The organism is Priestia sp. YIM B13486 (genome assembly GCF_042787865.1).
GTDB classification, from domain to species: Bacteria; Bacillota; Bacilli; order Bacillales; family Bacillaceae_H; genus Priestia; species Priestia megaterium.
On the sequence record NZ_JBHZOZ010000020.1, the window covers coordinates 23,480 to 47,297 of the forward strand.

Annotated in this window: 39 protein-coding genes; 36 read left to right on the plus strand and 3 right to left on the minus strand. The window is 39.2% G+C overall.

All coding sequences use genetic code 11. The features are described 5' to 3' along the window. The first annotated feature begins 21 nt into the window (after positions 1 to 21). The 35 genes from rplB (at position 22) to ACFX4G_RS26980 (ending at position 19,838) form a co-directional block, all read left to right on the plus strand. The gene (gene rplB, locus ACFX4G_RS26810) at positions 22 to 852 is read left to right on the plus strand and encodes a 50S ribosomal protein L2 (protein ID WP_013054930.1); all 831 of its coding nucleotides are present in this window, start codon (positions 22 to 24) and stop codon (positions 850 to 852) included. Between the two features lie 57 nt (positions 853 to 909). Beyond that, a complete protein-coding gene (rpsS, locus tag ACFX4G_RS26815) occupies positions 910 to 1,188 on the plus strand; it encodes a 30S ribosomal protein S19 (protein ID WP_013054931.1) in 279 nt (92 codons plus the stop codon). A 19-nt stretch (positions 1,189 to 1,207) separates the two neighbouring features. After that, positions 1,208 to 1,549, plus strand: coding sequence for a 50S ribosomal protein L22 (gene rplV / locus ACFX4G_RS26820; protein WP_013054932.1), 342 nt, complete (start codon positions 1,208 to 1,210; stop codon positions 1,547 to 1,549). Positions 1,550 to 1,552: 3 nt separating this feature from the next. Continuing rightward, entirely contained in the window at positions 1,553 to 2,209 is a 657-nt protein-coding gene (gene rpsC / locus ACFX4G_RS26825; protein ID WP_013054933.1) for a 30S ribosomal protein S3, read from the plus strand. Between the two features lie 2 nt (positions 2,210 to 2,211). Further along, the gene (gene rplP, locus ACFX4G_RS26830) at positions 2,212 to 2,646 is read left to right on the plus strand and encodes a 50S ribosomal protein L16 (RefSeq protein WP_013054934.1); all 435 of its coding nucleotides are present in this window, start codon (positions 2,212 to 2,214) and stop codon (positions 2,644 to 2,646) included. Further along, positions 2,636 to 2,836: a 50S ribosomal protein L29 gene (gene rpmC, locus ACFX4G_RS26835; RefSeq protein ID WP_013054935.1), complete on the plus strand. Its 201-nt coding sequence runs from the start codon at positions 2,636 to 2,638 to the stop codon at positions 2,834 to 2,836. The genes rplP and rpmC overlap by 11 nt, the downstream gene beginning before the upstream one ends. Positions 2,837 to 2,861: 25 nt before the next feature. Then, entirely contained in the window at positions 2,862 to 3,125 is a 264-nt protein-coding gene (rpsQ, locus tag ACFX4G_RS26840; RefSeq protein WP_013054936.1) for a 30S ribosomal protein S17, read from the plus strand. A 51-nt stretch (positions 3,126 to 3,176) separates the two neighbouring features. Continuing rightward, positions 3,177 to 3,545 carry a 50S ribosomal protein L14 gene (gene rplN, locus ACFX4G_RS26845; RefSeq protein ID WP_013054937.1) on the plus strand — a complete coding sequence of 123 codons (369 nt, stop codon included), beginning with the start codon at positions 3,177 to 3,179 and terminating at the stop codon, positions 3,543 to 3,545. Between the two features lie 49 nt (positions 3,546 to 3,594). Then, the gene (gene rplX / locus ACFX4G_RS26850; protein ID WP_013054938.1) at positions 3,595 to 3,906 is read left to right on the plus strand and encodes a 50S ribosomal protein L24; all 312 of its coding nucleotides are present in this window, start codon (positions 3,595 to 3,597) and stop codon (positions 3,904 to 3,906) included. A 31-nt stretch (positions 3,907 to 3,937) separates the two neighbouring features. Further along, the gene (rplE, locus tag ACFX4G_RS26855; protein ID WP_013054939.1) at positions 3,938 to 4,477 is read left to right on the plus strand and encodes a 50S ribosomal protein L5; all 540 of its coding nucleotides are present in this window, start codon (positions 3,938 to 3,940) and stop codon (positions 4,475 to 4,477) included. Between the two features lie 33 nt (positions 4,478 to 4,510). Then, positions 4,511 to 4,696, plus strand: a complete 186-nt coding sequence (locus ACFX4G_RS26860) for a type Z 30S ribosomal protein S14 (protein ID WP_013054940.1) — start codon at positions 4,511 to 4,513, stop codon at positions 4,694 to 4,696. 30 nt (positions 4,697 to 4,726) lie between these two features. Beyond that, positions 4,727 to 5,125, plus strand: coding sequence for a 30S ribosomal protein S8 (gene rpsH / locus ACFX4G_RS26865; RefSeq protein ID WP_028410368.1), 399 nt, complete (start codon positions 4,727 to 4,729; stop codon positions 5,123 to 5,125). Positions 5,126 to 5,155: 30 nt separating this feature from the next. Further along, positions 5,156 to 5,695, plus strand: a complete 540-nt coding sequence (rplF, locus tag ACFX4G_RS26870) for a 50S ribosomal protein L6 (protein ID WP_013054942.1) — start codon at positions 5,156 to 5,158, stop codon at positions 5,693 to 5,695. Between the two features lie 32 nt (positions 5,696 to 5,727). Next, positions 5,728 to 6,090 (plus strand): 50S ribosomal protein L18, encoded by a 363-nt coding sequence (gene rplR / locus ACFX4G_RS26875; RefSeq protein WP_013054943.1) that lies wholly within the window; start codon positions 5,728 to 5,730, stop codon positions 6,088 to 6,090. A gap of 20 nt (positions 6,091 to 6,110) precedes the next feature. Then, on the plus strand, positions 6,111 to 6,611 hold the full coding sequence (rpsE, locus tag ACFX4G_RS26880; RefSeq protein WP_013054944.1) for a 30S ribosomal protein S5: 501 nt from the start codon (positions 6,111 to 6,113) through the stop codon (positions 6,609 to 6,611). 14 nt (positions 6,612 to 6,625) lie between these two features. Continuing rightward, on the plus strand, positions 6,626 to 6,808 hold the full coding sequence (gene rpmD, locus ACFX4G_RS26885; RefSeq protein ID WP_013054945.1) for a 50S ribosomal protein L30: 183 nt from the start codon (positions 6,626 to 6,628) through the stop codon (positions 6,806 to 6,808). Between the two features lie 33 nt (positions 6,809 to 6,841). Further along, entirely contained in the window at positions 6,842 to 7,282 is a 441-nt protein-coding gene (gene rplO / locus ACFX4G_RS26890; RefSeq protein ID WP_013054946.1) for a 50S ribosomal protein L15, read from the plus strand. After that, on the plus strand, positions 7,282 to 8,574 hold the full coding sequence (secY, locus tag ACFX4G_RS26895) for a preprotein translocase subunit SecY (protein ID WP_013054947.1): 1,293 nt from the start codon (positions 7,282 to 7,284) through the stop codon (positions 8,572 to 8,574). Before rplO ends, secY begins: the two co-directional genes overlap by 1 nt. Before the next feature lie 66 nt (positions 8,575 to 8,640). Continuing rightward, a complete protein-coding gene (locus ACFX4G_RS26900; RefSeq protein WP_013054948.1) occupies positions 8,641 to 9,294 on the plus strand; it encodes an adenylate kinase in 654 nt (217 codons plus the stop codon). Beyond that, positions 9,291 to 10,037, plus strand: coding sequence for a type I methionyl aminopeptidase (gene map, locus ACFX4G_RS26905; RefSeq protein WP_377578037.1), 747 nt, complete (start codon positions 9,291 to 9,293; stop codon positions 10,035 to 10,037). Before ACFX4G_RS26900 ends, map begins: the two co-directional genes overlap by 4 nt. 235 nt (positions 10,038 to 10,272) lie before the next feature. After that, on the plus strand, positions 10,273 to 10,491 hold the full coding sequence (gene infA / locus ACFX4G_RS26910) for a translation initiation factor IF-1 (RefSeq protein WP_010285101.1): 219 nt from the start codon (positions 10,273 to 10,275) through the stop codon (positions 10,489 to 10,491). A gap of 37 nt (positions 10,492 to 10,528) precedes the next feature. Then, a complete protein-coding gene (rpmJ, locus tag ACFX4G_RS26915; protein WP_003156543.1) occupies positions 10,529 to 10,642 on the plus strand; it encodes a 50S ribosomal protein L36 in 114 nt (37 codons plus the stop codon). A gap of 24 nt (positions 10,643 to 10,666) precedes the next feature. After that, the gene (rpsM, locus tag ACFX4G_RS26920; RefSeq protein WP_013054950.1) at positions 10,667 to 11,032 is read left to right on the plus strand and encodes a 30S ribosomal protein S13; all 366 of its coding nucleotides are present in this window, start codon (positions 10,667 to 10,669) and stop codon (positions 11,030 to 11,032) included. Positions 11,033 to 11,055: 23 nt separating this feature from the next. Continuing rightward, a complete protein-coding gene (gene rpsK, locus ACFX4G_RS26925; protein WP_013054951.1) occupies positions 11,056 to 11,445 on the plus strand; it encodes a 30S ribosomal protein S11 in 390 nt (129 codons plus the stop codon). A gap of 180 nt (positions 11,446 to 11,625) precedes the next feature. Beyond that, positions 11,626 to 12,570, plus strand: a complete 945-nt coding sequence (locus ACFX4G_RS26930; RefSeq protein ID WP_013054952.1) for a DNA-directed RNA polymerase subunit alpha — start codon at positions 11,626 to 11,628, stop codon at positions 12,568 to 12,570. Positions 12,571 to 12,614: 44 nt separating this feature from the next. Continuing rightward, a complete protein-coding gene (gene rplQ / locus ACFX4G_RS26935) occupies positions 12,615 to 12,977 on the plus strand; it encodes a 50S ribosomal protein L17 (protein ID WP_013054953.1) in 363 nt (120 codons plus the stop codon). A gap of 138 nt (positions 12,978 to 13,115) precedes the next feature. Continuing rightward, the gene (locus ACFX4G_RS26940) at positions 13,116 to 13,955 is read left to right on the plus strand and encodes an energy-coupling factor ABC transporter ATP-binding protein (protein WP_013054954.1); all 840 of its coding nucleotides are present in this window, start codon (positions 13,116 to 13,118) and stop codon (positions 13,953 to 13,955) included. Beyond that, positions 13,931 to 14,800, plus strand: a complete 870-nt coding sequence (locus ACFX4G_RS26945) for an energy-coupling factor ABC transporter ATP-binding protein (protein ID WP_162215143.1) — start codon at positions 13,931 to 13,933, stop codon at positions 14,798 to 14,800. The genes ACFX4G_RS26940 and ACFX4G_RS26945 overlap by 25 nt, the downstream gene beginning before the upstream one ends. Continuing rightward, complete coding sequence (locus tag ACFX4G_RS26950) at positions 14,797 to 15,594, plus strand: energy-coupling factor transporter transmembrane component T family protein (protein ID WP_043982706.1); 798 nt, start codon at positions 14,797 to 14,799, stop codon at positions 15,592 to 15,594. Before ACFX4G_RS26945 ends, ACFX4G_RS26950 begins: the two co-directional genes overlap by 4 nt. 18 nt (positions 15,595 to 15,612) lie before the next feature. After that, a complete protein-coding gene (gene truA, locus ACFX4G_RS26955; protein WP_013054957.1) occupies positions 15,613 to 16,353 on the plus strand; it encodes a tRNA pseudouridine(38-40) synthase TruA in 741 nt (246 codons plus the stop codon). Positions 16,354 to 16,509: 156 nt separating this feature from the next. Beyond that, the gene (rplM, locus tag ACFX4G_RS26960) at positions 16,510 to 16,947 is read left to right on the plus strand and encodes a 50S ribosomal protein L13 (protein ID WP_013054958.1); all 438 of its coding nucleotides are present in this window, start codon (positions 16,510 to 16,512) and stop codon (positions 16,945 to 16,947) included. Between the two features lie 22 nt (positions 16,948 to 16,969). Next, positions 16,970 to 17,362: a 30S ribosomal protein S9 gene (rpsI, locus tag ACFX4G_RS26965; RefSeq protein WP_013054959.1), complete on the plus strand. Its 393-nt coding sequence runs from the start codon at positions 16,970 to 16,972 to the stop codon at positions 17,360 to 17,362. Between the two features lie 108 nt (positions 17,363 to 17,470). Then, positions 17,471 to 17,896: a DUF2521 family protein gene (locus ACFX4G_RS26970; protein WP_013081382.1), complete on the plus strand. Its 426-nt coding sequence runs from the start codon at positions 17,471 to 17,473 to the stop codon at positions 17,894 to 17,896. Between the two features lie 70 nt (positions 17,897 to 17,966). Then, complete coding sequence (gene cwlD, locus ACFX4G_RS26975) at positions 17,967 to 18,674, plus strand: N-acetylmuramoyl-L-alanine amidase CwlD (protein ID WP_043982704.1); 708 nt, start codon at positions 17,967 to 17,969, stop codon at positions 18,672 to 18,674. A gap of 90 nt (positions 18,675 to 18,764) precedes the next feature. Beyond that, a complete protein-coding gene (locus ACFX4G_RS26980; RefSeq protein ID WP_034654900.1) occupies positions 18,765 to 19,838 on the plus strand; it encodes an Mrp/NBP35 family ATP-binding protein in 1,074 nt (357 codons plus the stop codon). Positions 19,839 to 19,876: 38 nt separating this feature from the next. Here ACFX4G_RS26980 and ACFX4G_RS26985 read toward each other — a convergent pair whose 3' ends face one another. Continuing rightward, the gene (locus tag ACFX4G_RS26985; protein WP_097825349.1) at positions 19,877 to 20,785 is read right to left on the minus strand and encodes a LysR family transcriptional regulator; all 909 of its coding nucleotides are present in this window, start codon (positions 20,783 to 20,785) and stop codon (positions 19,877 to 19,879) included. Positions 20,786 to 20,972: 187 nt separating this feature from the next. Next, positions 20,973 to 21,602: a spore germination lipoprotein GerD gene (gene gerD, locus ACFX4G_RS26990; protein ID WP_013054964.1), complete on the minus strand. Its 630-nt coding sequence runs from the start codon at positions 21,600 to 21,602 to the stop codon at positions 20,973 to 20,975. 145 nt (positions 21,603 to 21,747) lie between these two features. Between gerD and ACFX4G_RS26995 the strand changes: the two genes are divergently transcribed. After that, a complete protein-coding gene (locus ACFX4G_RS26995) occupies positions 21,748 to 22,368 on the plus strand; it encodes a KinB-signaling pathway activation protein (protein WP_043982702.1) in 621 nt (206 codons plus the stop codon). A 44-nt stretch (positions 22,369 to 22,412) separates the two neighbouring features. On the opposite strand, the gene pdaB is transcribed toward ACFX4G_RS26995, so the two are convergent. Further along, on the minus strand, positions 22,413 to 23,177 hold the full coding sequence (gene pdaB, locus ACFX4G_RS27000) for a polysaccharide deacetylase family sporulation protein PdaB (RefSeq protein ID WP_164796829.1): 765 nt from the start codon (positions 23,175 to 23,177) through the stop codon (positions 22,413 to 22,415). Between the last annotated feature and the right edge of the window lie 641 nt (positions 23,178 to 23,818).

Consider the following 23,818-nt stretch of genomic DNA (forward strand, 5'->3'; position numbering starts at 1 on the left):
TAGAGAAGGAGGGAAATTGAGATGGCGATTAAAAAGTATAAACCAACCTCAAATGGTCGTCGTGGCATGTCAGTTTCTGATTTCGCTGAAATTACTACTGACAAACCAGAAAAATCGTTACTTGCACCTGTCAAGAGAAAAGGTGGTCGTAACAACCAAGGTAAATTGACTGTTCGTCACCAAGGTGGTGGGCACAAGCGTCAATACCGTATCATCGATTTTAAACGCGATAAAGATGGAATACCTGGACGCGTTGCTACAATCGAATATGATCCAAACCGTTCAGCTAACATCGCATTAATTCATTATGCTGATGGTGAAAAACGTTACATCCTTGCTCCTAAAAACCTAAAAGTAGGTTTAGAAGTTATGTCAGGTCCTGAAGCTGACATTAAAGTAGGTAACGCGCTTCCTTTAGCTAACATTCCTGTTGGTACAGTAGTACACAACATCGAATTGAAACCTGGTAAAGGTGGACAATTAGTTCGTTCTGCAGGTACATCTGCTCAAGTACTTGGTAAAGAAGGTAAATACGTATTAGTACGTTTAACTTCTGGTGAAGTACGCATGATTCTTGCAACTTGTCGTGCAACTGTAGGTCAAGTAGGTAACGAACAACACGAGTTAATCAACATCGGTAAAGCCGGTCGTTCTCGTTGGTTAGGTATCCGTCCAACTGTACGTGGTTCTGTAATGAACCCTAACGATCACCCACACGGTGGTGGTGAAGGACGTGCTCCAATCGGACGTAAGTCTCCAATGAGTCCATGGGGTAAACCAACACTTGGTTACAAAACTCGTAAGAAGAAAAACAAATCCGATAAATTTATCGTTCGTCGTCGTAAAAAATAACGGGATTGAGCTACGGTTCAAACGAACCGTAGGACAATCACGAAGGGAGGTTCATTTATGGGTCGCAGCTTAAAGAAAGGACCTTTTGTAGATGACCATTTAATCAACAAAATTGAGAAGTTAAACGAAACTGACAGCAAGCAAGTAGTAAAAACTTGGTCTCGTCGTTCAACTATCTTCCCTCAGTTCATTGGTCATACAATTGCTGTATATGACGGTCGTAAACATGTACCAGTTTATGTTACTGAAGACATGGTAGGTCACAAACTTGGTGAATTCGCACCATCTCGTACTTACAAAGGTCACGCAAGTGATGATAAGAAAACAAGACGCTAATATGAGAGGAGGCTTTTAAATGCAAGCTAAAGCTGTCGCGAGAACAGTACGTATTGCTCCTCGTAAAGTTCGTTTAGTTGTAGATTTAATTCGAGGTAAGCAAGTGGGTGAAGCGCTAGCAGTGCTACTTCACACGCCAAAGGCTGCTTCTCCAGTCGTTGAGAAAGTATTAAAATCTGCTATTGCCAATGCAGAACACAATTATGAAATGGACGCTAACAATTTAGTTATTACTGACGCTTTTGTTAACGAAGGTCCAACTTTAAAACGTTTCCGTCCACGCGCTATGGGACGTGCAAGCCAAATTAACAAGCGCACAAGCCACATCACAATCGTGGTATCAGAAAAGAAGGAGGGATAATTCATGGGTCAAAAGGTAAATCCGGTCGGTCTTCGCGTCGGTGTCATCCGTGATTGGGAATCAAGATGGTTCGCTGGCAAAGACTACGCTGACTTATTACATGAAGACTTAAAAGTACGTGAATATATCGCTAAACGTTTAAACGATGCAGCTGTTTCTAAAGTTGAAATCGAACGCGCTGCTAACCGCTTAAACGTAACGATCCACACTGCAAAACCTGGTATGGTAATTGGTAAAGGTGGTACTGAAGTAGAATCACTTCGTAAAGCTCTTAACCAATTAACAGGCAAGCGTGTACACATTAACATCCTTGAAATTAAACGAGCAGATTTAGATGCTAAACTAGTAGCTGAAAACATCGCTCGCCAACTTGAGAACCGTGTATCATTCCGTCGTGCTCAAAAGCAAGCTATCCAACGTAGCATGCGTGCTGGCGCACAAGGTATCAAAACAATGGTATCTGGTCGTTTAGGCGGAGCTGATATTGCTCGTTCTGAATATTACAGTGAAGGTACAGTTCCACTTCATACACTTCGCGCTGATATTGACTATGCTCACGCTGAAGCAGATACTACTTATGGTAAACTTGGTGTGAAAGTATGGATCTATCGTGGAGAGGTTCTTCCTACTAAAAAGAAAACTGAGGAAGGAGGAAAATAATTATGTTATTACCAAAACGCGTTAAATATCGTCGCGAACACCGCGGAAAAATGCGTGGACGCGCTAAAGGTGGTACGGAAGTACATTTCGGTGAATTCGGTTTACAAGCTACTGAAGCTTCTTGGATTACAAACCGTCAAATCGAAGCTGCTCGTATCGCAATGACTCGTTACATGAAACGTGGCGGTAAAGTATGGATTAAAATTTTCCCTTCTAAACCTTATACTGCTAAGCCTCTAGAAGTCCGAATGGGTTCTGGTAAAGGTGCTCCTGAAGGTTGGGTAGCAGTTGTTAAACCTGGAAAAGTAATGTTTGAAATTTCAGGTGTATCTGAAGAGGTTGCACGTGAAGCTTTACGTTTAGCTGCACACAAGCTACCTGTAAAATGTAAGTTTGTAAAACGTGAAGAAATTGGTGGTGATTCTAATGAAAGCTAATGAAATTCGTGACCTTACCACTGCTGAAATTGAACAAAAAGTTAAGGCTTTAAAAGAAGAGTTGTTTAACCTTCGTTTCCAATTAGCGACTGGACAATTAGAGAATACTACTCGTATTCGCGAAGTGCGCAAATCGATCGCTCGTATGAAAACTGTAGTTCGTGAAAGAGAGATTGCTGCTAATAAATAATTAAGTCTGAGAGGAGGCTTTCAGAATGAGTGAACGCAACCAACGTAAAGTTTACACTGGCCGCGTAGTTTCTGACAAAATGGATAAGACTGTTACTGTTCTTGTTGAAACTTACAAAAAGCATTCGCTTTATGGCAAGCGTGTAAAATACTCAAAGAAATTCAAAGCTCACGATGAAAACAATACAGCTCAACTAGGCGATATCGTGAAGATCATGGAAACTCGTCCGTTATCAGCTACTAAACGTTTCCGTCTAGTAGAAGTTGTAGAAAAAGCTGTTATCATCTAATAGTTAAGATAGATCGGATAAGAATGATTCATCCGAAGGGAGGTTTCGTACATGATTCAACAAGAATCTCGTTTAAAAGTTGCAGACAACTCTGGTGCACGTGAGGTACTTACTATTAAAGTACTTGGTGGTTCAGGTCGTAAGACAGCAAACATTGGTGATGTTATCGTTTGTACGGTGAAACAAGCAACACCAGGAGGCGTTGTTAAAAAAGGTGACGTTGTTAAAGCTGTTGTTGTACGTACAAAAAGTGGTGTTCGCCGTACTGACGGTTCTTACATCCGTTTCGACGAAAATGCTTGCGTAATCATCCGTGACGACAAAGGACCACGTGGTACTCGTATCTTCGGACCAGTTGCTCGTGAATTACGTGATAACAACTTCATGAAGATCGTATCATTAGCTCCAGAAGTTATCTAATTGATATATAGAACAAATACAAAATGCCTTTTAAGGAGGTGCGAATAGGATGCATGTTAAAAAGGGCGACAAAGTAGTGGTTATCTCTGGTAAAGACAAAGGTAAGCAAGGTGAAGTACTTGCAGCTTTCCCAAAGAAAGACCGTGTACTTGTTGAAGGTGTGAACGTTGTGAAAAAACACTCTAAACCTTCTCAAGTAAATCCACAAGGTGGAATCGTTAGCCAAGAGGCACCTATCCACGTATCAAACGTAATGCCGTTGGATCCTAAATCTGGTGAGCCAACTCGTGTTGGGTACCAAGTTATCGATGGCAAAAAGGTACGTGTAGCAAAAAAATCTGGTGAAACTTTAGATAAATAATTAATGAAATGTGAAGGGAGGTTTAGTTCACATGAACCGTCTTAAAGAGAAATTTACAAAAGAGATTACTCCTGCTCTAGTTAGCAAGTTTAATTATGAATCTGTAATGCAAGTGCCAAAAATCGACAAGATCGTAATCAACATGGGTATCGGTGATGCTGTTTCTAACTCAAAAGCTTTAGATAACGCTGTTGAAGAACTAGCTGAAATCACTGGTCAAAAACCTGTTGTAACTCGTGCGAAAAAATCTATCGCTGGTTTCCGTCTTCGTGAAGGTATGCCAATCGGTGCGAAAGTTACTTTACGCGGCGAGCGTATGTACGAATTCTTCGATAAACTAGTATCAGTATCACTTCCACGTGTGCGTGATTTCCGTGGTGTATCTAAAAAAGCATTTGATGGTCGTGGAAACTACACGTTAGGTGTTAAAGAACAATTGATCTTCCCAGAGATCGATTATGATAAAGTAACTAAAGTTCGTGGTATGGATATCGTTATTGTTACAACAGCAAACACTGATGAAGAAGCTCGTGAGCTTTTAACTCAGTTCGGTATGCCATTCCAGAAGTAATAACTGCCAACGTTAAGCAGAGGAGGCGAAAATGTGGCTAAAAAATCAATGATTGCGAAGCAAAAACGCCAGCAAAAATTCCAAGTACAAGAGTATACACGTTGCGAACGTTGTGGACGTCCACACTCAGTACTACGTAAATTCAAGCTTTGCCGTATTTGTTTCCGTGAGCTTGCTTATAAAGGTCAAATTCCTGGTGTTAAAAAAGCTAGTTGGTAAAACCCAAGTTTGGGAAGGAGGTAAATTAATATGGTAATGACTGATCCTATTGCAGATTTACTAACTCGTATCCGCAATGCGAACATGGTTCGTCATGAGAAAATTGAAGTTCCTGCTTCTAACATTAAGAAGCAAATTGCAGAAATCCTTAAGCGTGAGGGTTTCGTACGTGATGTAGAATACATCGAAGACAACAAACAAGGTATTATCCGTATCTTCTTAAAATACGGTTCAAATAACGAACGTGTAATTACAGGCTTAAAACGTATCAGTAAACCTGGTCTACGTGTTTATGCAAAAAATAACGAAGTACCACGTGTACTTAACGGTTTAGGTATCGCAATCGTTTCTACTTCTCAAGGTGTTTTAACTGACAAAGAAGCTCGTCAAAAGCAAGCTGGTGGAGAAGTATTAGCGTACGTTTGGTAATAAGTTTTAAATGTGAATGGAGGTGTAACTATGTCACGTGTTGGTAAAAAGCCTTTAGAACTTCCAGCAGGTGTTACAGTTACGAACGAGAGCAACACTGTAACTGTAAAAGGACCAAAGGGTGAATTAACTCGTACATTCCACCCTGAAATCGAAATTAAAGTTGAAGACAACGTATTAGTTGTTAATCGTCCTAGTGACAATAAAGAGCACCGCGCTCTTCACGGAACTACTCGTAGCCTTTTAGGTAACATGGTTGAAGGTGTTACTAAAGGATTCGAACGTGGTTTAGAATTAGTCGGTGTAGGTTACCGTGCACAAAAATCTGGTAGCAAATTAGTATTGAGCGTTGGATACTCTCACCCAGTTGAGATTACTCCTGAAACAGGAATCGAAATCGAAGTTCCTTCTCAAACTAAGATCGTTATTAAAGGTATTGATAAAGAACGCGTAGGTGCATTAGCTGCAAATATTCGTGACGTTCGTCCACCAGAGCCTTACAAAGGTAAAGGTATTCGTTATGAAGGCGAATATGTACGTCGTAAAGAAGGTAAAACTGCTAAGAAGTAATGCCGGTTAGGTAAAAGAAAGGAGTGCCCGAAATGATCACGAAGCTTGATAAAAACAAAGTTCGTAAAAAAAGACATGCTCGTGTTCGTGCGAAGTTATCTGGAACTGCAACTCGTCCGCGTTTAAACGTGTTTCGTTCTAATCAACATATTTACGCACAAGTTATCGACGATTTAAATTCAGTAACAATCGCAAGTGCTTCAACGTTAGATAAAGACCTGACTTTAGAAAGCACTGGTAACACTGAAGCTGCTATCAAAGTTGGCGAATTAGTCGCTAAACGCGCAGTAGAAAAAGGTGTAAACGAAGTAGTATTCGACCGTGGCGGTTATTTATATCATGGCCGTGTTAAAGCATTAGCTGACGCTGCTCGTGAAGCTGGATTACAATTCTAATTGTAAAAGGAGGGAAAATCATGCGTCGTATTGATCCAAATAAATTAGAGCTTGAAGAACGTGTTGTTACCGTTAACCGCGTAGCTAAAGTTGTGAAAGGTGGACGTCGTTTCCGCTTCGCTGCATTAGTTGTAGTTGGTGACAAAAACGGTCACGTTGGATTCGGTACTGGTAAAGCACAAGAGGTACCAGATGCAATCCGTAAAGCAATTGAAGATGCGAAGAAAAACTTAATTACTGTACCTATGGTTGGTACAACTATTCCACACGAAATCCTTGGACAATTTGGTGCAGGTCAAATTTTCTTAAAACCTGCTTCTGAAGGTACAGGAGTTATCGCTGGTGGCCCAGTTCGTGCGGTACTAGAATTGGGTGGAGTAAGTGATATTCTATCTAAATCTTTAGGTTCAAACACTCCAATCAACATGGTACGTGCAACTCTTAACGGTTTAGCTAACCTAAAACGTGCTGAAGATGTTGCAAAACTACGTGGCAAGACTGTAGAAGAACTGTTAGGATAAGGGAGGGATATGGAATGGCAAACAAACTAGCAATTACCCTTACTCGTAGCGTAATTGGTCGTCCAGAAGATCAACGTGTAACTGTTCGTACACTTGGCCTACGTAAGTTAAATCAAACTGTCGTTCAAGACGATAATCCTGCAATTCGCGGAATGATTAACAAAGTAGCTCACCTTGTTACAGTAAAAGAGCAATAAGTATAAATTGTCACTCTAAGGAGGTGCTCCGGAATGAAACTTCATGAATTGAAACCAGCTGAAGGTTCACGTAAAGTACGTAACCGTGTAGGTCGTGGTACTGGTTCAGGTAACGGAAAGACTTCAGGTAAAGGTCACAAAGGGCAAAACGCTCGCTCTGGCGGTGGCGTAAGACCTGGCTTCGAAGGTGGTCAAACTCCTTTATTCCGTCGTCTTCCAAAACGTGGGTTCACTAATATCAATCGCAAAGAATACGCGATCGTTAATTTAGAAGCTCTTAACCGTTTTGAAGATGGAACTGAAGTAACACCAGAATTATTAATCGAAACTGGTTTAGTAAGCAAAGCAAAAGCTGGCGTTAAAGTACTAGGAAACGGTACATTAAACTCTAAGCTAACTGTTAAAGCTGCTAAATTCTCTTCAACTGCTAAAGAAGCTATCGAAGCTGCTGGCGGTACAGTTGAGGTGATCTAATGTTTCAAACAATCTCCAATTTAATGCGCGTGCGTGAAATAAGACAAAAAATCTTTTTCACTTTGTTAATGTTAATTGTCTTCCGAATTGGTACATTTATTCCTGTACCAAGTGTTAATACGGATGTACTAAAATTGCAAGATGGGTTAAATGTATTCGGGGTTCTGAATACATTTGGCGGCGGCGCGTTAAAAAACTTCTCCATTCTTGCTATGGGCATTATGCCTTATATTACAGCATCCATCATCGTCCAATTATTGCAGATGGATGTTGTACCTAAGTTTACAGAATGGTCAAAGCAGGGAGATGTTGGGCGCCGTAAATTAGCTCAAGTAACTCGTTATGGAACAATTGTGCTTGGATTTATCCAGGCTTTAGGTATGTCTATAGGATTCAACAATATTTCGGGCGGACAATTGATCGCTAATCCAGGAATTTCTACGTATCTTCTAATTGCTACAGTGTTAACGGCAGGTACTGCCTTCTTAATGTGGTTAGGAGAGCAGATTACTGCAAAAGGCGTAGGTAACGGTATTTCCATCATTATCTTTGCTGGGATTGCAGCTGGTATTCCGACAACATTAAATCAAATTTATGCACAGCAATTTGAAGACGTTGGGGATCAATTATTCATTCGTATCGTAACGGTAGTTTTAATTGCGATTGCAGTTTTAGCTATTATTGTTGGGGTTATTTACTTCCAACAAGCGCTACGAAAAATTCCTATTCAATATGCAAAGGGTTCAGCTGGTCGTAATCCTGTTGGAGGTCAATCCACTCATTTACCGTTAAAAGTAAATGCAGCTGGGGTTATTCCTGTTATCTTTGCAGTTTCATTTATTATCACACCACCAACAATTGCATCATTTTTCGGTCCAAATGATGTAACGACGTGGATTCAGAATACATTTGACTATACTAAGCCAATTGGTATGATAGTGTATGTAGCGTTAATCATTGCTTTTTGTTACTTCTATACATTTGTTCAAGTTAACCCTGAACAAGTAGCAGAGAACTTGAAAAAGCAAGGTGGCTACATCCCAGGCATCCGTCCTGGTAAAAGCACACAAGCTTATTTAACGAAAGTGTTATATCGTCTGACATTAATCGGTTCGATATTCCTTGCGTTAATTGCTGTGTTGCCGGTTCTGTTCATCAAAATTGCAAACTTACCATCATCTGCTCAGATCGGCGGTACTAGTTTGTTAATTGTTGTCGGTGTAGCTCTTGAGACAATGAAACAGCTTGAGAGTCAATTAGTGAAACGCCATTATAAGGGATTTATTAAGTAAAGCTGTTTAGTGGGAAGCAAGCTGCTTTCCCATTAAACGGATAAGATACTGAGGGGGAAGCAAGAAATGAATTTAGTGTTAATGGGCCTTCCTGGTGCTGGGAAAGGTACTCAAGCAGAAAAAATCGTTGAGCATTACGATATCCCTCATATCTCAACAGGAGATATGTTCCGAGCTGCAATTAAAGAAGGAACGCAACTAGGTTTAAAAGCTAAATCATTTATGGACCAAGGTAACCTTGTTCCTGATGAAGTAACAATTGGAATTGTGCGCGAGCGTTTAAACAAACAAGATTGTGAAAACGGCTTTTTACTTGATGGCTTCCCAAGAACAGTAGCCCAAGCAGAAGCTCTTGAAACAATTACAAAAGAACTAAACAAGCAAATTGATTATGTGATTAATATTGATGTAGATCAAAGCATTTTAATGGAGCGTCTTACTGGACGCCGCATTTGTAAAGATTGCGGAGCTACTTACCACTTAGTATTCAATCCTCCTGCGAAAGAAGGAGTTTGTGACAAATGTGGCGGAGAGCTTTACCAACGTGCAGATGACAATGCTGAGACGGTTTCAACTAGACTTTCAGTTAATGTTAAACAATCTCAACCTCTACTTGATTTCTATCAAGAAAAAGGTTATCTACGCAATATTAATGGTAATCAAGATATTAACATTGTGTTTGAGGATGTTCGTCAATTACTTGCTGGGGTTAAGCAATGATCATTTGCAAGACACCAGAGGAAATTGAGGTCATGCGTGAAGCTGGACGAATCGTGGCTTTAACTCATCTAGAGTTAAAAAAGCATATCGCTCCAGGTATTACGACTATAGAATTGGATGCAATTGCTGAAAATTTTATTCGTCAACATGATGCAATTCCGTCTTTTAAAGGGTATAATGGTTTTCGCGGCAGTGTATGTGCTTCTGTGAATGAAGAATTAGTTCATGGTATTCCGAGTGAACGCAAGCTTAATGAAGGAGATATCATCAGTTTAGACATCGGAGCTAAATTCGGTGGCTATCACGGTGATTCAGCTTGGACATATGGAGTAGGAAAGATTTCATTAGAAAATCAAGAGCTGCTTAATGTGACTGAGCAATCTCTCTACAAGGGATTAGCAGAAGCTAAGCCGGGTGAGCGTTTGTCGAATATTTCACATGCTATTCAACAGTACGCAGAATCACGTAACTTTTCGATTGTAAGAGAATATGTTGGCCATGGGGTCGGCAAAGACTTACATGAAGATCCGCAAGTACCTCATTATGGTCCACCGAATAAAGGACCGCGTCTACGTCCAGGCATGGTATTGGCAGTTGAGCCAATGGTGAATGCTGGTATGCGATATGTAAAAACATTACCTGATAACTGGACAGTTGTCACAGTAGATGGTAAAATGTGTGCGCACTTCGAACATACTATTGCAATTACTGAGACGGGATATGAAATTCTGACAGCATTGTAATGTTAAAGGATGTTATCTCTATCCATTCCTCGCTAGATGCACTGGACAGTAAACAGTAATTATCTAAATTCACGATGATCGTTTTTCGTCTGAATTGCTGTTAAAATGGTAAAGATGTATATTAGCGTCAATCATCTTGAATTTAATGATTACGATCTCCGGATGTTCAGAACAGGTTCTTTTTAAGTCGTTTAATGATAGCTTGTTACTGTTTCAAAGAAAGGAGAGCACTTTAATGGCAAAAGACGATGTAATTGAAGTTGAAGGTACAGTTGCTGAAACTTTACCTAACGCTATGTTCAAGGTAGAATTAGAAAATGGTCATACAGTACTTGCTCACGTATCAGGAAAAATTCGCATGCATTTCATTCGAATCTTACCTGGTGATAAAGTAACTGTAGAATTGTCACCATACGATTTAACTCGCGGTAGAATTACGTACCGTTTCAAATAAAACCTATGCACTCCGTACTATCAAGGAGGTATGAAACATGAAAGTCAGACCATCAGTTAAACCAATCTGCGAAAAATGTAAAGTTATCCGTAGAAAAGGTAAAGTAATGGTAATTTGTGAAAACCCTAAGCATAAACAAAAACAAGGTTAATCAATAAGGAGGTGCACTATTCATATGGCACGTATTGCTGGTGTTGATATTCCTCGTGACAAGCGTGTAGTAATTTCATTAACATACATTTTCGGTATTGGTCGTCCAACTGCTGAAAAAGTTCTAGCTGAAGCTGGAGTTTCTGAAGATACTCGCGTTCGTGACTTAACAGAAGAAGAATTAGGTAAAATTCGTGATATTTTAGATAGCTATAAAGTAGAAGGCGATCTTCGTCGTGAAGTTTCTTTAAACATCAAACGTTTAATTGAGATTGGTTCATACCGTGGTATCCGCCACCGTCGTAGTTTACCAGTTCGTGGTCAAAACAGTAAAAACAATGCTCGTACACGTAAAGGCCCACGCCGTACTGTAGCGAACAAGAAGAAATAATTAGTAAGGGAGGTCATTAACAGATGGCACGTAAAACTAATACACGTAAACGTCGCGTGAAAAAGAATATTGAAGCTGGTGTAGCTCATATTCGCTCAACGTTTAACAACACTATTGTAACAATTACAGATGTTCACGGTAATGCGATTGCTTGGTCTAGTGCAGGCGCACTTGGCTTCAGAGGTTCTCGTAAATCTACTCCATTTGCTGCGCAAATGGCTGCTGAAACTGCTGCTAAAGTTTCTATGGATAACGGAATGAAAACTCTTGAAGTTACAGTTAAAGGCCCTGGTGCTGGTCGTGAAGCAGCTATCCGTGCTCTTCAAGCTGCAGGTTTAGAAGTAACAGCTATTAAAGATGTTACTCCTGTACCTCACAACGGATGCCGCCCACCAAAACGTCGTCGTGTATAATTAATATGTATAGATTCTATTTCGTTGTCTATAATGATGATGGTGTAGAATTTATTCATGCAACGAAATGTTTTCCATTTGTTGTGCACATTCGGGAACTGTCTAATAGGGAATTTCGGTTAGGCATTTGAGAAATCAGCCGTCTAGCCGAGGTTTCGACGTTTTGAAGGAGGGTTTATATTGATAGAGATTGAAAAGCCAAAAATCGAAACGGTAGAAATCAGCGATGATAGAAAGTACGGTAAATTCGTCGTCGAACCACTTGAGCGTGGATATGGTACTACTTTGGGTAACTCCTTACGTCGTATCCTATTATCCTCACTCCCTGGTGCAGCTGTAACATCTATTCAAATTGAAGGTGTATTACATGAATTTTCAACAGTTCCTGGAGTTGTTGAAGATGTAACAAACATCATTTTAAACGTTAAAAAGTTAGCGTTAAAGATTTACTCTGATGAAGAGAAAACACTTGAGATCGATGTTAAAGGTCCTGGTACAGTAACGGCTGCTGACATTCAAGCAGACAGCGATATCGAAGTTCTAAATCCGGATCTTCATATTGCAACACTTGAGTCAGATGCTCATTTCCGTATGAGACTTACTGCTCGCACAGGTCGAGGTTATAATCCTGCCGATGCTAACAAGCGTGAAGACCAACCAATTGGTGTACTTCCAATTGATTCAATCTATACGCCTGTTACTCGCGTATCGTATTATGTAGAGAATACTCGTGTTGGTCAAATGACAAATTACGATAAGTTAACGTTGGATGTTTGGACTGACGGTAGCATCGAGCCAGAAAAAGCTGTTGCTTTAGGTGCAAAGATTCTAACTGAACACTTAAATATCTTCGTTAACTTAACAGATGAAGCTCAAAAAGCAGAGATTATGGTAGAAAAAGAAGAAGACCAGAAAGAAAAAGTTCTAGAGATGACGATCGAGGAACTGGATTTATCTGTTCGTTCTTACAACTGCTTAAAACGAGCAGGCATCAATACTGTACAAGAGCTTGCTAATAAAACAGAAGAAGATATGATGAAAGTTCGTAACTTAGGCCGTAAATCTTTAGAAGAAGTTAAAGCTAAACTTGAAGAATTAGGTTTGGGTCTACGTAAGGACGACTGATTATATCTACCTGTTTAACTACTTAACAAAGGAGGGGACCTCACATGTCTTACCGTAAATTAGGTCGTACAAGCGCACAACGCAAGGCGCTTCTTCGTGATTTAACAACTGATTTAATCATCAGTGAACGCATTGAGACAACTGAAGCTCGTGCAAAAGAATTACGTTCAACTGTTGAAAAAATGATTACTTTAGGTAAACGTGGAGATCTACACGCTCGTCGTCAAGCTGCATCTTACATCCGTAATGAAGTAGCTAACGAAGAAGCTGGTCAAAGCGCTTTACAAAAACTATTCAGCGATATTGCTACTCGCTACGAAGATCGCCAAGGCGGTTACACTCGTATCTTAAAAGTTGGACCTCGCCGTGGTGACGGTGCTCCAATGGTTATCATTGAATTAGTTTAATATTTTTAATACAGATAGAAAAGGGCGAGACAGTGTGTAACTAGTCGTTGCCCTTTTTTTATACCTAAAACTGGGTAAATAGCGTAAAAAATCAATGTAGGCAATGCTGCAATAGAAAAAGCTGAGAGGAAGATAGCGTTGAAAGAAATGTCTTTAGAGGTAAAAGATTTATGCTTTCGATACGATCCTGAAGCAGACCTAACATTAGATCACCTTTCTCTCTCTGCTTATAAAGGTGAATGGTTAGCGATAGCTGGACATAATGGATCTGGTAAGTCGACGCTGGCACGAATTCTAAATGGCCTTTTGCTACCTGAAAAAGGAACGGTTCGAGTGGGCGATACTCTTTTATCTGAAGAAACAATATGGGATGTGCGCAAGCAGATTGGAATGGTGTTTCAAAATCCAGATAATCAATTTGTTGGCTCAACCGTTCAAGACGATATTGCTTTTGGGCTTGAAAACAACGGGATTCCATTTGAGATTATGGAAAAACGTATACCTGAAGCAATCGAGATGGTCAATATGAGTGCTTTTCTGGATCAAGAGCCTCATCAGCTATCAGGTGGACAAAAACAGCGTGTGGCCATTGCGGGTATAATTGCCGTACAGCCATCTGTCATCATTCTAGATGAAGCAACATCTATGTTAGATCCTATTGGGCGAACTGAAGTACTTGAAACTGTTAGAAAATTAAAAGAAGAAAAACAACTGACGGTTATTTCAATTACTCACGATTTAGATGAAGTAGCAATGGCTGACAGAGTCGTTGTGATGAACAAAGGGAAGATCTATGCAACAGGTACTCCACGCGAAGTATTTGCATTAGGTTCCAAGTTAACGGATATTGGACTAGACTTGCCGTTTTCCGTTAAACTAAGCCATCGTTTTGCTTCCGTAGGAATTCCTTTATCAAAAATTCATTTAACAGATGAGGACTTGGTGGACGAACTATGGACATTATATTCAAAGAAGTAGAGCACCGTTATCAAGTTAATACACCATTTGAACGAATTGCTCTACATGACTTAAATTTAAACATTCAATCAGGTACATTTTTGGCTGTTATTGGCCATACTGGTTCTGGGAAATCAACAATCATACAGCATCTGAATGCCTTATTGAAGCCAACTGCTGGTGAAATTCAAATCGGTGAGCGCACCATTAAAGCCAATCGAAAAGAAAAGAATTTAAAAGCTATTCGTCAGCAAGTAGGCGTGGTGTTTCAATTTCCAGAACATCAGCTTTTTGAAGAAACGGTGGAAAAAGATATAGCTTTTGGACCAATGAATTATGGCGTTTCGGAAAAAGAAGCAAAGCAAAAAGCAAGAGAGCTTATCAAGTTAGTAGGGTTGCCAGAAGACATTCTCGCCAGATCTCCTTTTGATTTGAGTGGTGGACAAATGCGTCGTGTAGCGATAGCAGGTATTCTAGCGATGAATCCTAGTGTGCTAATTTTAGATGAGCCAACTGCTGGATTGGACCCTAGAGGGCGTCAAGAAATTATGAATATGATTTATCGTCTTCATAAAGAAAAAGGCTTGACGACGATTCTCGTAACTCACAGCATGGAAGATGCAGCTATGTACGCAGATGAGCTAATTGTGATGAATAAGGGAACGATTGCGATGAAAGGGTCACCTAGAGAAGTATTTGGTCAGCATACGCAGTTAAAAGAATATGGATTGGATGTTCCAGAATCGCTTCGCTTTATGCTGAAGCTGCAAGAGAAATTTCAGCTTGAAGCATCGGATACGGTTATTACCTTTTCTGAGGTGGTAGAGAAAGTGCAGCACCTTATGCAGCAAGGTGAACGATTATGATGAACTCAATCATTATTGGTAAGTATGTGCCGGGTCATTCGGTTGTCCATCGAATGGATCCTCGGGCCAAGCTGCTTCTCGTATTTGCGTATGTATTAATTGTGTTTTTAGCAAATAATCCTATCGGCTATGCTTTTTTAGGTGTGTATACCCTTATGATAGTGGCCATGAGTAAAGTGCCCGTCTCGTTTATTTTAAGAGGGTTAAAGCCCGTTATGTTTATTATTATCATCACGTTTCTTTTGCACATTTTTATGACAAAGGAAGGTCCTCTTTTGTTTGAATGGGGATGGTTTTCTGTCTATAAAGGCGGCCTTATTCAAGGTGTTTTAATTTCCTTGCGCTTCTTGTTCTTAATTTTAATTACGACGATGCTAACTTTAACGACTACGCCTATTGAAGTAACAGATGGAATGGAAAGCTTGCTGAATCCATTTAAAAAGCTTAAGCTTCCCGTACACGAATTAGCTTTAATGATGTCCATTTCTCTTCGCTTTATTCCTACATTGATGGAAGAGACAGATAAAATTATTAAAGCGCAGACAGCACGAGGAGTGGACTTTAGCAGCGGCCCCCTTAGGGATCGTTTGAAAGCTGTCGTTCCTTTACTTGTTCCTCTATTTATAGGTTCATTTAAGCGTGCTGAAGAGCTAGCTATTGCCATGGAGGCAAGGGGTTATAAAGGCGGAGAAGGGCGTACAAAGTATCGTCAATTGAAATGGGGAAGCATAGATACAATTATGCTTTTACTTCTGCTGGCAGTAGCAGTTGTTTTAGTGCTGATTAGAACGTAAAGATTGTTTGGTGAAAAGATGAAACGTTTAAAATGTATAGTTGCATACGACGGCACACACTTTTCAGGTTATCAAGTTCAGCCCAATAAGCGAACTGTTCAACTGGAGATTGAAGCCGTTTTAGAGAAAATGCATAACAAAAAAGTTCCGATTTACGCCTCTGGACGAACGGACACAAATGTTCATGCACAGGGGCAAGTCATTCATTTTGATACAAACCTAAATATTCCATGTGATAAGTGGAAAAAAGCATTGAATTCAATGCTACCAGATGATATTGTAATGAAGAATGTATGTGAAGTTGATGCACATTTTCACGCCCGGTATGACGTTACTTCAAAAGAGTATCGCTATCATATTTTGCGCGGCGAAGATCGAAATCCTTTCACTCGTTCTTATGCATACCATTACCCTTATCCATTAGACTACTCAAAAATGAAAAAAGCCATCACATATTTACTCGGTACACACGACTTTACAAGCTTTTGTTCAGCGAGAACAGAAGTGGAAGATAAGATTCGTACGATTTACAAGATTGATATGTATGAAGAGAATAGTCAGCTTGTGTTTAGATTCGTTGGAAGTGGCTTTCTGTATAATATGGTTCGTATTCTTGTTGGAACGCTTTTAGAAGTGGGACAAGGCCGTATTGAACCAGATGCTATAAAAGATATTCTAGAAAGCAAATCACGTCCTCGTGCAGGAAAAACTGCGCCTTCGCAAGGACTATATTTATGGCGCGTTTTCTATGACAACTAAACCTGGTGTAACATTTTCTTGACATTAGTAGCTTAAAGATATAATATATCATATGGTATGTATTTTAACCCCACGGTTAGCCCCGGAAATTAATCGTGTTGAAATAGAAGGTTGAAATAATTTTATAATTGATGATGAAAATTAGGAGGGAAACTCATGCGTACAACTTTCATGGCGAAAGCAAACGAAGTAGAGCGTAAATGGTATGTTGTCGATGCTGAAGGTAAAACTTTAGGTCGTTTAGCAAGTGAAGTAGCATCAATCTTACGCGGTAAACATAAACCAACTTTTACACCACATGTTGATACTGGTGATCACGTGATCCTTATCAATGCGTCAAAAATCGAACTAACAGGTAAAAAATTAACTGATAAAATTTATTACCGTCACAGCATGCACCCAGGTGGTTTGAAACAACGTACAGCATTAGAAATGCGTACTAACTACTCTGAGAAAATGCTTGAATTAGGAATCAAAGGCATGCTTCCAAAAGGTAGCCTAGGCCGTCAAATGTTCAAAAAATTACATGTGTATGCTGGTGAAACACATCCACATGAAGCACAAAAACCAGAAGTTTACGAACTTCGCGGATAATTAATAAGAGGAGGTTATTATCTTGGCACAGGTACAATATTACGGAACTGGTCGTCGTAAAAGCTCTGTTGCTCGTGTACGTTTAGTACCAGGTAACGGTCGCGTAACAATCAACGGTCGTGAAATCGAAGAATACATTCCATTTGCTGCACTACGTGAAGTAGTAAAACAACCACTTGCTTTAACTGAAACTGTAGGTAACTATGACGTATTTGTAAACGTTAATGGTGGAGGTTATGCAGGTCAAGCTGGCGCTATTCGTCACGGAATCTCTCGTGCTTTATTAGAAGCAGACCCTGAATACCGTGGAACATTAAAACGTGCTGGTCTATTAACTCGTGACGCTCGTGCGAAAGAACGTAAAAAATACGGTCTTAAAGGCGCTCGTCGTGCACCACAATTCTCAAAACGTTAATTTTATATTACGTTTCAAGCCTTGGTCTTTGGACCAAGGCTTTTTTTATTTGTTGTTTGCGTATGAGACGAAGGCTTGTGCAGACAATATGTAAAAAAGGGAGGCGTTATGGTGAACGAGGTTACATATTTAAAAGAAAAACGTTATGAAAAAGAAATGAAATATGAACGCAAAGTCCTAAGAGAACTGTCGTTTGATTTACTTCAAGAGAGGCTGCGCCGTTATTTTCATCCCATGTTTCAGTGGAATATGCTAGGAGACGAACATGTGGAGGAGTACTGTCTTGATATTGCCATCGAATCATTTTTATTAGGTGCCCGGGTGAGTAAACGTGGTAAAGGCTACGAAGACTTTCAGAAGCACAGTAAGCAAGAAGAGTCTCTTTTAATTGATACATTGTACGGAGCCGTCAGCATGTCTGTAACAGATCTTTATCAAGACGGTCTGTATTATTTGTGTCAAGGATATGTGCAAGACTGGTGGAAAGAAGGTTATCGTACCGCAGAAAAAAGACGTCGGTTACGTTTGCATTAAAAAGTACTCATAATTCCCGTTCTTGTCCCATATAGAAATAAATAGGTGAGGCAAGAAGGGAAGGGATAAAATGTCTAAAGTAAAAATAATGAGCACAATTATAGCGCTTCTCGTTCTTTTTGTCATTGTACAATATCAGATAGATCATAGAACATCATCCGGTTCGCTTTCACTCCCTCTTAGCGGGAAAGTTATTGTACTAGATCCTGGACACGGCGGTGTTGATGGAGGAGCGGTAGGAGAGGATGAAGTGCTTGAAAAAGAAATAACTCTTAAAATTTCATTAATGCTTCGGGACTATCTACAAGAGCAAGGGGCACTTGTTATTATGACGAGAGAAAAAGACGAAGACTTAGCGGCCAAAGATACAAGAGGATACAGTCGCAGAAAAGTAGAAGACTTAAAAAATCGCTTAACGATGATTAATAAATCCAATGCTGATTTGTACTTAAGTATTCACTTGAATGCTATTCCATCCTCTGCGTGGAGAGGGGCTCAAACTTTCTATTACGGATCCCTAAAAGAAAACGAGCAAGTGGCCAAACTCATTCAACAAGAGCTAAGAAATAACCTGGACAATACGACTCGTGAAGCAAAAGCTATTCAAACTCTTTACCTTCTTAAGCATTCTAAGCCACCCGGTGCTTTGGTTGAAGTAGGGTTCTTATCAAATCCTACAGAACGTAAAATGCTTCAATCGAAACGCTATCAAAAAAAGTTAGCTGAATCCGTTTATGAAGGAGTCAGCCGGTATTTTACTGGAGAAAAGCCGAAATAAAAAGCATAGCATCCTTCTATTCAGAAAAATCTAATATGTATGATATACTTGATAGTATAAATAAATAGATTTTAACATGGTGGTGGGAGTATGCTAACGGAAAAGCAAGTAAAAGAAGTAGTAGGGGAAATTACAGATCCATTTTTAAATAAAAAACTATCAGAAACAGATGCGATTAAAGAAATAACAATTAAATCTGAAAAACAGCATATAAGCCTGAAGATTGCTGTTGCAAAAACAGGTACTAGTGAACAGCTGAGCCTTCAAGGCACAATTGTAGAAGAATTAAAAAAAGCAGGTGTACAGTCGGTTGGACTGCGATTTGTTGAGTTTACGCCTGAGGAACTTCAGCAGTACCGCGCTGAGCAGCCGAATACTGGCAACTTACTAACTAGTCCGAATGCGCCTGAATTTATTGCTATTGCCAGCGGTAAAGGAGGCGTTGGTAAATCAACAGTCTCTGTTAACTTGGCCGTTTCTCTAGCTCGTTTAGGAAAGAAAGTTGGTTTAATTGATGCTGACATTTATGGATTCAGCGTTCCAGATATGATGGGAATCACACAGCGTCCTGTAGTAGAAGGTGAAAAGATTATCCCAGTTGACCGTTTCGGAGTAAAAGTTATTTCCATGGGCTTCTTTGTAGAAGATAATTCACCTGTTATCTGGCGAGGACCTATGCTTGGAAAAATGTTGACAAGCTTTTTTACAGAAGTTGAATGGGGAGAATTAGATTATCTTCTACTAGACTTACCTCCCGGAACAGGTGATGTCGCATTAGACGTTCACTCTATGCTTCCTGCTTGTAAAGAAGTGATTATTACAACACCACATCCTACAGCGGCATTTGTTGCAGCTAGAGCGGGTGCTATGGCTTTGAAAACCGACCATGAGGTAATTGGAGTTGTAGAAAATATGGCCTACTTTGAAAGCCAGCTAACAGGGGAAAAAGAGTATGTATTTGGTAAAGGCGGAGGTCCAAAACTCGCTGAGGAACTTCAGACAGAGCTGTTAGGACAGCTTCCGTTAAGTCAGCCTGACTGGAATGAAGAAGATTTTGCACCTTCCATTTACGATGAATCGCATCGTTTAGGTAAAATATATGGAGAGATTGCAAGCAAGATTGCATTTATTTGCGAAAATGAAAAAGCAGCAACAGGAAAATAACGAAAAGCACGCGCTCGAACAGCGCGTGCTTTTTGCTATTATACAGAGAGTTCAATCTGCGCCTTTTTTAAATCAAATGCAAGGTTTTGTTTTAAGAGAGCTAAAAATGTTTTTCCGGCTGTACTTACGGTGTGAGACTGGTGCTTTAAAATGCCGATTGCAGGCCCCTCATGCAAGTCATGAATCGTTTTAACCACCACTTGATCTGGCGGAAGAGTTGCGCTTATTTGTGGAACAACGGCTACTCCTAAGTTTTCTTTTACAAAATGCTGAAGTGTGCTAATAGTGCCTAACTGGACTTTAGCAGGCAGTTGGCCTGTTCGTTCAAAGATTAGCTGCTCAATTTTCTTTTGAACGGAAGAGTGCCCAGCTGTAATCAGCGTTTCGTGTATTAAATCTTTTGCAAAGATTGTTTTTCTTTTTGTTAGAGCATGATTGAATGGTAGTAGCAGCACAAGTTTTTCCGTTAGTAGTGCCTCAAATTCTATATCTCTGAACGATTCTGAGACAGTGCCAATCGCGAAATCAATTTCTTGATTGCGTATATGTTGATGAAGATGCTTTTCGTCTGCAACGAGTAAGCTAATTTCTGTGTTGGGATATCTTTTTTTAAATAATGAGAGAATGGAAGGCAGTCGACTGCTTGCTGTAGGCTCTGGAGCACCTATACGGATAGTGCCAGCTTCGCCTGTTGAATAATCCTTTAAGGTGTTATTTAGATATTCATATTCCTTTAGTAAAATATTTGCCCGCTCGTAAAAGATTTTACCTGCTTCAGTAAGTTTTATGCTTTTTCCTCGTTCTAAAAGCTTAAATCCTAGTTCGGATTCTAACTTTTGAATGTGCAGTGTAATGGTAGGCTGAGAGTACTTTAAATATTCAGCTGCTAATTGAAAGCTTCCTAAACGAACAATGGTTTGAAACGTTTTAATAACGCGAAATTCCATCGAATTCCCTCCTTTTGCTATAAAACGATTGTGTTAATTTCTAATATTTTACCATAAAGCTAAGAATTAAAGTTTACAATTCCAATAAAAATACTAAGTATTAAAAAATATAAAGAAGTTATTTAGGTTTTTTAATAAAAATAAATGACATAATTAAATACGCACCTCATATGAGATGCGTATTTAATCACTGCTGTTGCTGTTCTCCGCCTGAATCAGATCCAGAGGAAGAAGAACCACCATCGTCGCTGCTTTGTTTTTGTCCACCTTGTGTTTCTTCAGCGGCTTTCAAAAGAATGTCTTGAATTTTAGATTGATAAAGAGGGCTATCAAACGTTTCGGTCATAATCTTTTGTAAATAAGTGCGATATTCTTTACTCTTTAAAACAGTCAGTACTTCTTTTTCCATAGCCGGATCCTTTAAAACATCTTGAAGCATTCCTTGATATTCAGGATCTTTCATCAGTTGTTTGATGACCGTCTTATTTTCTTTTTCCAAACTTTTAGCAAAGCTTTCAGCAAACTTCGGATCATCCATGGCTTTTTTCCAAAATTCCACGCCTTTATCTGAGACTAGGGTTTGAGAAATTGTATCTTTTATCGCGTTTTGATCCATTAAAATATCTTGTCTAACAGAAGGGTCTTTCATAATTGCCTCGACTGCTTTTTTTCCTTCATCTGTTTTTAAAATATCAACAACCATTTTCTTTGTTTGATCATAATCCATACCATTGTTCTCTTCATCTTGCGGTGCACAGGCTGTAGCTAAAAGCATACACATTCCTATATAAATGAGGAGCATGAGTCGCTTTTTCATAGTAATGAGCTCCTTTCCTAATATGCTTACGCTTAATATGAGATAATCAAGGTTTTTTATTCATAAAAGAGCTCTAGATTTTTCAAAACGTGATTGGTACAATTTATGAAAAGGTACAATTTTGTAACTTATGGGGGAGATGGAAGTGAATAGTCGAAATTGGGTTCGTCTATTTCTAACCACGTTAGCTGTCGGGGGGATAAGTACAGCTTTTGTTGGATTTGCGGTGCGCTGGGGGGAATACGGTCACTTATTTCAACAAGGAAAGATAGGAGAAATTGTTGCTGTTTTAACATGGCTCGTAGGCGTAGGGTTTATTTTTAGTTTAATTAGTCAAATGGGGTTTTTTGCATATTTAACTATTCACCGATTTGGGTTGGGAATTTTTAAATCTGCATCACTTTGGAAATCGGTTCAAATTGTATTTGTTTTATTTGTATTATTTGACGTTGCTTATTTTCGATATAAGTTCTTTCAACAACCGGGAGAAGGCATAGGCAAGTATATTTTGTTAAGCGTTTTCTTGTTAGCGGTAGGGTTGTTAGTGGCGTATGCAAAGAAAAAGCAGACGAATAAAGAGGCTTTTGTACCAGCGCTGTTTTTTATGATTGTTGTAACGACAATTGAATGGTTCCCTGCGCTGCGAACGAACGAAGAAAGCTGGCTTTACCTTATGGTGTTTCCACTTCTAATTTGTAATATGTATCAACTTCTTATTTTGCCGAAACTTCTTACGCACGAAAGAATAGCAAAAGCAGACAAATAGTATATTTGTCTGCTTTTGCTTTCCATATACAGTGCGAATAGATCTTAGCGGATATCTTTTACTTGGGTTTTTGAATTTGAAATTAATGTTGAAACACTTACGTTTGAGACTTTTTTATTTTGTAATGAATTCTTGATATATGGAATAGCCTTTGCTGTTTGTTGAGCGGAGTCAGACGCGTGCAGCAAGATAATATCTCCCCCATCTAAGGGTTTTGTGACATTCGATACAATCTTTTCAACTCCTGGATTTGTCCAGTCTTTAGAGTCGATGCTCCAGTGCACGGTTGTATATCCTATATCCGCTGTTAATTTTAAGATGTCTTTATTAAATTGCCCGTTAGGAGGCCGAAGAAGGTGAACATCTTTAAGTCCTAGGGAATCAAAGACTTTCTTTGATTTTGCAAGATCTTGTCTAATTTCATTAGGTTTTAGGCTTGTATAGGAAGTATAGTCATAGCCCATTGTGCCAATTTCGTGGCCTTCTTTTTTTATGCGCTCTACAACATCTGGATGACGTTCAGCCCATGAAGCAGATAAAAAGAAAGTAGCATGTTCAATATGCTGTTTTTTCAGTTCATTTAGAATAGGAATAGCTCTTTCGTCTCCCCAGCTGATGTTAAATGTAAGAGCGACTTCGGGATTTTTATCATCCGCCTTATAAACAGCTCGTGGACCGTTATCTGTTGAAAACACAGGAAAGTGAAACGTCTGTTGAGCATAAAGAAAAAAGCTTGTAAACAAAGCAGCAACTACGATAAGCATTGTTTGTTTGATTCTTTTGGCTCGAATAGTATAAAACATATTCATTTTGTCACCTCATTTAATAAGTAGTACTTGTCTAATTTGTATGCGTTTTGTCTACAATTAATAACAGGTAAGGAAAAGAACGACTGATTTTATTTTGATGTTTTGAGAATCAATGTCGCAAAAAGCAGGTGAATCAATGAAAATTTGTTTATTTAATCAAGTGGAGTGTTTAGAGTTAGAAGCACTACTCAGAGAAGAAATGAAAAGAACAAACGTTGCTTTTCAACAAAGTTTGAATCATGTAGTTCTTGAACGAAACATTCAAGAGAAGTACCAAATCCTTTCAAAGATCTTGCTAAGGTTCAGTGAAAACAGGGAAGTAAATAAGGTTTTTTGGTAAAACGAAAAAAACTTTTTAAAAAGTGTTGACTTTATATAGTACAGATGTTAAATTATTAAATGTCGCTGATGAGTGATTGGAAAACAATCGCAATTCATCAGAAATAAAATATTAAAAAGTTGTTGACAAATGAACGACAACTTGTTAATATAAAAAAGTCGCTCAAGAGCGACGGTTGAACTTTGAAAACTGAACAAAGCGACAAACGTCAACGTTAAATTTTATTTTTAAATTGAGCAAGTCAAACATTTCTTCGGAGAGTTTGATCCTGGCTCAGGATGAACGCTGGCGGCGTGCCTAA